This is a genomic window from Lacticaseibacillus suihuaensis (genome assembly GCF_054785075.1).
Genome location: NZ_BAAGBJ010000002.1, coordinates 247,393 through 257,119 on the forward strand (window position 1 = coordinate 247,393; position 9,727 = coordinate 257,119).

General features: G+C 56.9%; 7 protein-coding genes and 2 pseudogenes. 5 read left to right on the top strand and 4 right to left on the bottom strand.

Going from position 1 to position 9,727, the window contains the following annotated elements; translation table 11 throughout:
• Window positions 1-100: 100 nt before the first annotated feature.
• The 3 genes from lepB to ACYVRZ_RS03620 all read left to right on the top strand — a co-directional run bounded on the left by lepB (window position 101) and on the right by ACYVRZ_RS03620 (window position 4,376).
• Complete coding sequence (lepB, locus tag ACYVRZ_RS03610; protein WP_461224890.1) at window positions 101-796, top strand: signal peptidase I; 696 nt, start codon at window positions 101-103, stop codon at window positions 794-796.
• A 634-nt stretch (window positions 797-1,430) separates the two neighbouring features.
• The gene (gene pepI, locus ACYVRZ_RS03615; RefSeq protein WP_461224910.1) at window positions 1,431-2,309 is read left to right on the top strand and encodes a proline iminopeptidase; all 879 of its coding nucleotides are present in this window, start codon (window positions 1,431-1,433) and stop codon (window positions 2,307-2,309) included.
• Between the two features lie 414 nt (window positions 2,310-2,723).
• Window positions 2,724-4,376: an ATP-binding cassette domain-containing protein gene (locus ACYVRZ_RS03620; RefSeq protein ID WP_461224892.1), complete on the top strand. Its 1,653-nt coding sequence runs from the start codon at window positions 2,724-2,726 to the stop codon at window positions 4,374-4,376.
• A 243-nt stretch (window positions 4,377-4,619) separates the two neighbouring features.
• On the opposite strand, the gene ACYVRZ_RS03625 is transcribed toward ACYVRZ_RS03620, so the two are convergent.
• The 4 genes from ACYVRZ_RS03625 to ACYVRZ_RS03640 all read right to left on the bottom strand — a co-directional run bounded on the left by ACYVRZ_RS03625 (window position 4,620) and on the right by ACYVRZ_RS03640 (window position 8,307).
• Entirely contained in the window at window positions 4,620-5,231 is a 612-nt protein-coding gene (locus ACYVRZ_RS03625; protein WP_461224894.1) for a helix-turn-helix domain-containing protein, read from the bottom strand.
• Window positions 5,232-5,555: 324 nt separating this feature from the next.
• Window positions 5,556-6,689 carry a site-specific integrase gene (locus tag ACYVRZ_RS03630; protein WP_125572178.1) on the bottom strand — a complete coding sequence of 378 codons (1,134 nt, stop codon included), beginning with the start codon at window positions 6,687-6,689 and terminating at the stop codon, window positions 5,556-5,558.
• The gene (locus tag ACYVRZ_RS03635; RefSeq protein WP_225419500.1) at window positions 6,686-6,949 is read right to left on the bottom strand and encodes a DUF3173 family protein; all 264 of its coding nucleotides are present in this window, start codon (window positions 6,947-6,949) and stop codon (window positions 6,686-6,688) included. The genes ACYVRZ_RS03630 and ACYVRZ_RS03635 overlap by 4 nt, the downstream gene beginning before the upstream one ends.
• Before the next feature lie 77 nt (window positions 6,950-7,026).
• Window positions 7,027-8,307, bottom strand: coding sequence for a replication initiation factor domain-containing protein (locus ACYVRZ_RS03640; RefSeq protein WP_124974709.1), 1,281 nt, complete (start codon window positions 8,305-8,307; stop codon window positions 7,027-7,029).
• A gap of 810 nt (window positions 8,308-9,117) precedes the next feature.
• Here ACYVRZ_RS03640 and ACYVRZ_RS03645 point away from each other — a divergent pair.
• Together ACYVRZ_RS03645 and ACYVRZ_RS03650 are read left to right on the top strand one after the other, a co-directional pair.
• Window positions 9,118-9,573 (top strand): annotated as a pseudogene (locus tag ACYVRZ_RS03645) (ISL3 family transposase); the annotation flags it as partial.
• Window positions 9,574-9,727, top strand: a pseudogene (locus ACYVRZ_RS03650) (IS6 family transposase); the annotation flags it as partial. It abuts the pseudogene before it with no gap.

Genomic DNA, 9,727 nt, shown 5'->3' on the forward strand with positions numbered 1-9,727 from the left:
TTGACCGGCGCAATCCACTCGGGTTGCGCCGGCTTTAGTATCGCTTCTGGTCTAGTTGTGCTAAGCTAAGAAAACAGCGGTAGGTGAAGGAGACGGAGAGATGTCGAGACGACGCAAAATCTGGCTGTGGGTCACCTCGCTTCTGGTGGCTTTTCTGCTAGGCTTCAACGTATTTTTCCAAATCGATCACACGGAAGGCGACTCAATGGCGCCGACCCTTCGCGACGGCCAGTGGCTGCTGGTCGCCCGCAACCGCACCGTCGCCCTGACCGGGGCCGGCTACCACTACGGCGACATCGTGATCGTCGTCAACCAGGCGACCAACCTGGATGAAAACGCCCACCGGCTGCTGGTCAAGCGCCTGATCGGCAAGCCCGGCGACTTGATCAGCGTCAGCCGCTACCACGTGTTTCGCAACCTGAAGCAGCTCAAGGAGCCCTACGTCTACTACCCGATGGACAACCGCAAGTACGACTACGACGGCGAGCCCGGCGCCGGGATGCTCTTCCAAAGCACCCACTACATGCGCTCGACCGCGCTGCACAAGGGGCAATACTTCATCCTCGGCGACAACCGCCCAATCTCGGCGGATTCGCGCTGGTTCGGGCCGATCAACCAGGATCAGCTGCACGGCAAGGTGGTCGCGCAGCTGACGATGAACGACCACGTCGCCTGGCAAAAAGCGCTGGGCGTCGTGATTCGCTTCCTGCCGCTGGGCGTAATCGCGCTGTGGCTGCTCGGGCTGTACGGCCCGAGCCTCGTGCGGTGGTGGCGACGCCGCCAGCAGACGAAATGAGCAACGGGACCGCGGCGGCGGTCCCGCTTTTTGTATCGAACAACGTTATTTTATTTACACAACATTTACCAAACATTTACACGATTGCGAGCCAAATCGCTTGGCAAAAGTGGCCGCCTGGTGTTATCCTATCAGCGTAGAATTCGACAGCGCCTCTCGGTCGCACGGCCGACGCGCAGCTCAAGGCAGTCTACGGTGACTATCATTCTCATCTGATGAACGTCGACCTATGTCGACCACGTCCGCGGCGTGAGTGTCTAGCGACGAAGAAATTCGCGTAAAAGAAAACAGCCCTGGTTTGACTCCAATGATCCGCAACTGCCGGCTCCACCACAGTGCGTAACACCAACTGAATCGGTATTACCAGCCGGCGGGGGCAGTCTGCCCTGCTGGTGGGGCGGTTCGTCAATTCAATATCAATCGGGGTACTGCGGGGCAACCCGCGGTACCCTTTGCGTGTCGCAATGGCGGTGCGGTTGCCGGTGGGGCGGTTTGGCCGGCCGCGCCCTCGTCGCGGTTTCGCCCTCGTCGCGGTTTTGCCCTCGCCGCGGCCGCCGGTGGCCATTGGTGGTACAATCGAGGCAAGCGCCTGCGTTGGCGGCGCAATCTGTGACGAGGTGAGCGAATGTCTAGCATCAAGATTGAAGAAGGGTACATGCCGTTTCACGAGTTCAAGACCTACTACCGGATCGTGGGGGAGAAGACGCCGGGCAAGGCGCCGCTGCTGTTGATCCACGGTGGTCCCGGGTCTTCGCACAATTATTTTGAGCTGATGGACGACTACGCGGCGACCGGCCGCCAGCTGATCATGTACGACCAGGTCGGCTGCGGCAAGTCCAGCCTGCCTGAAGACGAGAAGTGGTACGTCAAGGAGACCTGGGCCGAGGAGCTGATCGCGCTGCGCAAGTACCTGCACCTCGATTCGCTGCACATGCTCGGCCAGTCTTGGGGCGGGATGCTCGAGATGCTGTATCTGACCCAGTACGACCAAACCGGCGTCAAGTCGGTGATGATCGACGGCTCGCCGGCCTCCATCAGCCTCTGGACCCGCGAGCAGCACCGCCTGATCTCGTATTTGAGCTACGAGGACCGCGAAGCCATCGCGCAGGCCGAGGCCACCGGTGACTTCACCGGCGCCCAGTACCTGGCGGCCAACGAGCGCTACATGCAGCGCTACTGCTGGGACGCGCCGACCGCCGAAGACCCGGAGTGCCTGCGCCGCGAGACCAACGGCCAACGCGCCAGCCGGATTGCGGAAGGCCCCAACGAGTTCACGGAAAACGGCACGATTTCCGACTTCGAGCTCAGCTCCGAGCTGCACAAGATTCACGTGCCGGTTCTGGTCACCAACGGCACCGACGACCTTTGCACCCCGCTGATCGCCAAGGATGTCTACGACCACATTCCAGGCGCCAAGTGGCACCTGTTCGCCAACTCCCGCCACCTGGCCCTGCGCGACCAGCACGACGAATTCATTCAGGTGCTGGATCAGTGGGTTAACGCCCACGACTAGATTGGCTGAGACAGGCCGCTTCGGCGGCCTGTTTTTTTGCGCCGCCGCGACCAGTGGCAAGGCCAGGCGAAAAATGCGCGAGGCTCGGTGGCGCGGTCGCCGCGTGGTGAGGGCCTGGCCGCCTGGCGCCGCGCGAGGCCCTTGGCGCGGCGGTTGGCCCGAAGCGGCGCGTGGCCCGACCCGGCAAGGATTGACGCGCCCCAGCCGCAAGGGTACACTGGGTCGGCAAGCCGCCGCCGTTCGGGCCGCGGCCGAGTTTATACGGATAAGGATGATCAACATGTCAATTACCACATCAGCTAGCACTGGGCAGCGGAGCAAGCCAATGGGAGACGCTGACCCACGTCGTTGAAGGCGACGAAAGGACGATAGGCCCGAGCTCGTCAATCTGCCATGGCCTATCTGGAAAAAACAATGATTCGCTATTTATTGCACCATCCCTGGCGCCTGAGCCTGGCGCTGTTTTTGAATGTCTTCGCCTCGGCGGTGCTGGTCGGCTACGCGTTTGCGATGCAGCTGATCACCGACATCGCCACCGGCCGCAGCAACATGACCTTCGCCGTGGCCGTACCGGTGGTGGTCGGCTACCTGCTGCTGCAAGGCGCAAGCTTTGCGGCGAGCGACTACCTCAACCAGGTGCTGCCGGCCCAGGCCGGGCTTGACCTGCGCCGCGAGCTGTTCGCCCATGCGCTGGTCAGCCGGTCGGCGCATTCGACGGGTACCGTCATCGCCCAGCTGACCAAGCAGGTCGACGTCGTCATCGCCAACTACTTTCAGGTGCTGCTGCAGGCGCCGGCCCAGGTGGCGATGCTGGTATTCGCCGCGGCCGGCACCCTGTGGATTAGCCCGGTGATCACGCTGTGCATCGTGGCGATGAGCCTGCCGGCGCTGCTGTTCCCCTTTTTGGTCAAAAAGGCGCTGGAACGCGCCTCCGACCGGGTGGTGGCCAGCGTCGAGCGCTACACCGCGCTGCTCACCGACGCCTTGGCCGGGCTGACCACCATTCAGCACGGCCTGGCGCAGGGGCCCTTCGCTAAGCGTCACGACGCGGCCAATCAGGACCAGTACGACACGCTGCGCCAAGATCAGCGGATTCAAAAAATCACCGGTGGGGTCACCGATTTTCTCGGCGACATGATGTACCTGGGCACCTGGCTGGTCGGGGCCTACTTCGTCCAGCAGGGTCGCATCACGATGGGGCAGCTGGTGGCCTTTTCCCAGCTGACCGCCTTTTTGAACACGCCGATGGCGGAACTGCCGGAGCTGATGGCCAAGTTCTACGGGGCCCGGCGCGTGACCGGGCGGCTGACCGCAGTTCTCGCCGCCCCGGTGCCGACGCAGCCGCGCCAAACGCTGGCCCTGACGACCCCGCTGCTGGCGGCCGAAGCGGCCGACGCCGGGGCCCTCCTGCACGACATCACGCTCACGGTGGCGCCGGGGCAAAAGGTGCTGGTGGTCGGCGCCAGCGGCAGCGGCAAAACCAGCCTGGTGCGGCTCTTGCTAGGCGAAACCGCCCCGACCGCCGGCACCGTGACGCTGGCCGGTCAAGCGCCGACCACGCTGAACCCGGCCGATATCTTCGGCCTGATCGGCGTCTTGGACCAGCAGCCGGCGGTGTTTGCCGCGACGCTGCGGGACAACTTGACGCTTTTGGCGCCGGGCTATTCCGATGCCCAGGTGGCGGCCGCCCTGGACGCGGCGGGGCTTTCAGCCTGGCGTCGTGAGCGGTCGCTGGACGCCGCGGTCTCTGCGACCAGCGCGAACCTGTCGGGCGGCGAGCGGCAGCGCCTGGCGCTGGCGCGGCTGTTGCTGCGCAAGACCCAGTTCTTCGTCTTCGACGAGCTGACCACGGGGCTTGACCCGCAGATCGCGGCGACGCTTCAGGCCGACCTGATGGCGATGCCGCAAGGGCTGCTGTTGATCACGCACCAGTACTCGGCTGCGACTTTCGCCGCGGCCGACCAGGTGCTGGTGATGCAAGGTGGCCGCTTGATCGCAAGCGGCCGAGCCAACCAGCCGGCGGTGCAGGCGGCGCTGGGGGAGCTGGGCATGCTGCCTCAGGCCTGATGAGAAGCGACGAGGCCTCGCCGGTGACGGCGAGGCTTTTTCGGCGCGTCATTGGCGTGGCGAGATCGTATACTAGGCGTGACGCACGGGGGGAATTGCGCATGAGAACGGAAAAACAGGTTTACGACACGACTTTGAACATGGTTCATCACGGCGAACAGCCCCACCCCACACCGCGGCATGGTGTGGGGTGGGGACTGTTGTCGTAGTCGTGCTCGGCCGGGGGCTAGCGCTACACCGCCATCACCGGTCGCCTTGGTGCCGGCGGTACTTCACCCAGAGCATCACGGCTCCGCCGGCGGCCAAAAGCGTCAGCAGCAGCGGGTCGAGGCGGTGTTGCGGGTCCAGCGCGGCCACCACGGCGGCCGCAATCAGCACCAGCCCGACGCCAAGCTGCGCCTTGCGCGACCGCCGCTTGGCCCTTGGGTTGCGTAGGGCCTGGTAGCGATGCGCCGTCAGGCCGATCACCACGAGGTTGAGCCAAAGCAGCGCCAGCAGGCCGTACTGGGTGGTTGGACCCATGGTCAGGCCCGGCACCGCCAGCTTTTTGCCGAGAAACAGGAGCGTGATGCCCGTGCTGACGGCGACCGCCGTGAACTCGGTCCAAGCGGCGTGTCTGCGTTCCTGTTCCTTTTGCCGTAAATCATCAATCATTCGATGGTCCTCCTTAATGAGTGTATCCAAGGAAAGCCCGTAGAGGTTGCTGAGCGTGATCAGACTCGCGATGTCGGGGTAGCTGCGGCCGGTTTCCCAGTTGGAAATCGTGGTCCGGGTGACATGCAGATTCGCGGCCACCTGGGCCTGCGTCATCGCCGTTGTGGCCCGGGCCTTCTTCAATCGCTCACCAACTGCCATTGTTTTTTCCTCCGATATCCTCACTATGACGCCGCTTCCCTCATCTTACTAGCCAAGTCGCTGCGCATCCAGGGGGTGGGGCGTCAAGAATGTTGACATCGGGGTTCATCGGACCAACTCACGGGGTGGCCCCTACCGGCCAAGGCAAAACTGCCCGGCAGCGGTTGGGGCAAACCCGCAGGCCTTGCGCCACTCGCCCGGCGTCACCGCGCCGGTTCCGGGCAGTATTTCCCGGGAACAATGGCGCATCTCGCACCCGTCCCGTGGTATCGATGTTTCTAGCACCACCGATTTTACGGTGGCACAGTTTTGACCCTTTTCAAATTATTTTGGCTCATCGGGCACCTCCTTGGAGAATATCCCGTTGAGCTTTTTTGCGACTTCAAAGTTACTGTTGGGGTAAAGATGACCGTAAGTGCCGAGCGTCGTTTCGATGTCCTCATGTCCCAGACGTTCTTTAATCTGGAGCGGGTTTTCACCGAGACTGATCAACAGCGACACATGCGAGTGGCGGAGGCCATGCACGGTAATCCGCTGAACTTTGGCGAGTGTACTGTACGCGTCCACAATATCCAAAAATTGCCCGTCAGAGCACGGAATCCCATCACGTGAGAATACCCACTCGGACGTCACCATCGCCGCTTGTGCGACCTGCCACGCATCTAAGCACGCAATGGTATCATCATCAAGCGCCACGGTACGGCGACTGGCGGCAGTCTTTGGCGCTGGAGTTTCAAACCAGTTGCGGTTGTGATAGTCCATGGTCTTATTGATGTTCACCGTCTTAGCTTCAAGATCAACGTCTGTCCACTTTAACGCCCGTGCTTCACCGCTACGCAAGCCAGACATGAACATGAACCACAACATCGTGTAATCAAAGCGGCCAGTGTACGTGTTGGTGTTCGTCTTGGCGAGTACCTTTTGGAAGTCGGCTTGCGTCCAGAAATTGATCTTCGCTTTCTTCTTTTTGATGAGGCCAACGACCCGTACTGGATTCTCGTTGATGATACCAAGCGCCTTAGCACGTTCAAGCACTTGGCCTAACATAATGTTGATGGTACGCGCATAGGATTGCTTACAGTCTTTGAGTACGCTGACTTGCCAATGTTGCACATCAATCGGCCGAATTTGGTCAATGATGATGTCGTTGAACCTAGTCAGATACTCACTGTTCATCAAGACTAGCCGCTGACGGTAGGTGCGTGGCTTTACTTGGGTTTTGTACCAAGGCTTGAACACGTCTTCCATAAAGTCGCCAAACTTAGTCTGCTTGATGTCCTCATCATCGGCGATCCCCGCCGCCAACATTGCAACTCTTGCTTTTTTCGCCTCCGTTTTCGTTTTGAAGCCGCTGGCACGTTTTTGAATTCGTTTGCCAGTTCGTTTGTCAGTTCCTAAGCTTACGCGGAAGCTAAAAGTGCCGTCCGCCTGTTTGGTAATATGGTCTTTCGTAGTCAAGATAGTTCCTCCTTAACTGCGGAAAGGCCACTTGGTGCACCCTCAAGTTGGCTTAGTTTCAAGCCTAATACTGCGTCTACTGCTTCCACTGGAACACGGTCTACGCCTTTCTTACCGTACCATCCAAGGCCACGTTTGAGCAACAACTCTTTTGCCATTTTGATGATACGGCTTGCTTGCGATTGACTGTACCCCAGCTTGATAAGGTCAGCTCTAGTCATCGTCAGGAAGACTGGCTGTTCTGGTACGTTAATATTCAATCAAATCACTTCCTAAAGTTTGGTGGGAGTGAGATAATCAAACCAGATAGAACCCATATTTTATCTGTGAAGGGTGACTACTTGCTTTGGTCGGCGTAGTCGCTCTTTTTTGATTTCTCACGTTGCTTTGAATCGGTCATAACACCGTTGCGTTGGTGCTGAAAATGGTGGATCACGTCCCAGTGGCGTTGCGTCAACTTACCACTGTCGATGATGGCTTTGAGTTCGTTTGTGTTATTGTACTGGTCAATCAACTGCAACATCTTGAGTGAGGGTGCGACTTGCTTTCTCAACCACCGCGTAATATGGTCATAGTTTAACGGTTCTGGATTAGTGGAAAGTCGCAGCTTATCCCGATTGTTACCGATGAACGCCGCCCAACGAGGATCTAACACCCACTCACTTCTGGGTTTATGACTTGGCGTCAAGAAACGCAGATACTGATTGATGATGCCGAACACGACTTGTTCGGGATCGCGCGTCGCCAATAGATGTTCAACCGCTGTGGCGGCACGTTCGCGGCGTAGCCGCACTTCAAAGCGAGTACGGATCGGTTGATCTTCAATGGCGATTTCTGGGTGTTTCTGATGTTGCTCAAATGCCTTGTCGTAGATACAGAAATTGACTTCGCTTTGTGGCGAACCAAGGTACAAGGTGCGCCCAGAGGCGTGCCACTGTTTGGTGCGGTTGTCCCTGAACCCGCGAAAGCGTGAGCTGAATTCATCATGGTCGCACTTCTCAATTAGTGTTGGCACATCTAGTAATCCGTTGCGGTCGTTGATGGCTAAATCAAGTCGGGTGAAGTGGCAATCCAGTTTGAGACAAGTTTCGAGAAAATCGTACCAAGTTCGATGTTGCGATTGCAGATACGATTCGACGTAGCGACAACCTTGACCTTTCAGCTCAATCATTGTGCCACTGTCGTCTTTCGGGTTGTAATCTTCGGCATCCACATCTTGGTAAGGTGATAACATCATCTTGATCTCACCGCATGTTAAGGTTGCTGAATAGCCGTAGTGAGCGCCGTCGTGGAGATTGAAATGGATCGGGCTGATTTGGAACAGTTCGTTAATCAACTCTTCGTAGTCGTGCGTCTTGAAGGTGACGCTGAGATAGTCGATACAGACGTCCAGATTATTCTGACCGGTCAACGCACGCAACGCCAACGTCAGGTCTAATCGGGCTTTATCGTTGAGCGGCTTCTTGCGACCCAGCAGTTGATTCAGGTGTGACCGGCTGTAATTAGCCATGTCTGCGAGCTGACCTTGAGTAATATTGTTATCGCGCATTTCGTCGTGTACTTGATCAAGCCAATCTTTGTTGGTCATGCCGCCAATTAAGTTTAAGTCTTTGAGCATGTTAGCTCCTTTCCAAGCGTCCTAACAGCAATTCGGCGTTTTACCTATACGGTAAGGCCGTGCCACAGGCGCTTTATGCCTACCGTCGGATTTCTTGTTACTTGTATTTGCCCCCCTATTAGATACTGGGGGCTGATGGCGGCCGGCTAACGCCGACCGCCGCCGCTCGCGCTAGCGGCTTTCGCGCTGCACGCCGCGCACGGCGGCGAGGCGTTGCAAGACCCATCCGGAAGGTCTGTGAGAACTTTCGCTCTCAACATATACAGACTGTTTGTAGGACGTATTTTGAAACTGAAAGTTGAACTGTAACAGGATCTTAACATGAAGACTTCTCCCATTGCTTGAACATGATTACCCTGCGACCACTGCTGCATTCGCGTTGCCTCCATATTTTTGGACGACTATGCAACAATTTGATTTGTTGCTAGCTGATACCATAAATAATTTGCTGGAGAAATTTGTCTTTTCTCCGTCCCCGCAAAAAAGCCCATACCATCAACAAGGAAAGTCGCGATATGGGCTCTAAAACTACTAAAAATGTAAGCTTTTATTGGACGCCAAGCCCCAAGCATAACTTTGCAAAACCTAAGCCATGTCTTTTATTTTAGTTTCGACAAAAACAATTTCGTCTGGTGTCAACCCGTACTTTTTATTGGCGCTACGATATTTGGAGTTGATAGGCATTTTGCCTACCAACTCCTTTTTCTATACCATTTTCTACATGACGAAAAACGTGAGCACGCAAAAAGGACGCCACACTATTTCGCGTTCACTGATCCGACCAAAGATAAGAGAATAGGAGTTTGTGTAGTGTCCCTTACAAGCAAGTCTATCCGAATGATTCTGGAAATCAAGAACCCCAACATCATTTTTGCTCAGGATGCCGTAATTGAAGAAATTCAAGGAACTAATGCCCTTTTCTTCTACGCGGAGCTGAAAACACAACCGGAGCGTTGTCACATCTGTGGATTCATGAGCAAAGTAGTCCGATATGGTTTTGAGCGTTCATGCATTCTAGCCCCAAGTTATACCTACCGACCAACCTATCTCAAACTGAGTCGACAACGTTTTCGATGTGAACTGTGTCGTTCAGTATTTCAAAGTGAGGCAGACTACGTCCGCCCACACAGTACCATCAGCACACCGGTGCGGCAGATGGTCTTGTTTGAGGCACTCTCAAATTACTCGTTAACTGACATCTCACGTCGCTTTCATGTGGCGGATAAGACGGCAGAGCGAATCATTGATGAGGAATCGGCCAAACACATGATGCGCGACCGTGGTATTTTCGTGCATCACACAACCCTCATGCGTTGGGTACAACATTACTCACCGATTATGCGGGCTCTATGGCGTAAGCGCCATCGGCGCACTTCCAAAAGTTGGCGTATGGATGAGACCTATATCAAGATCAAAGGTC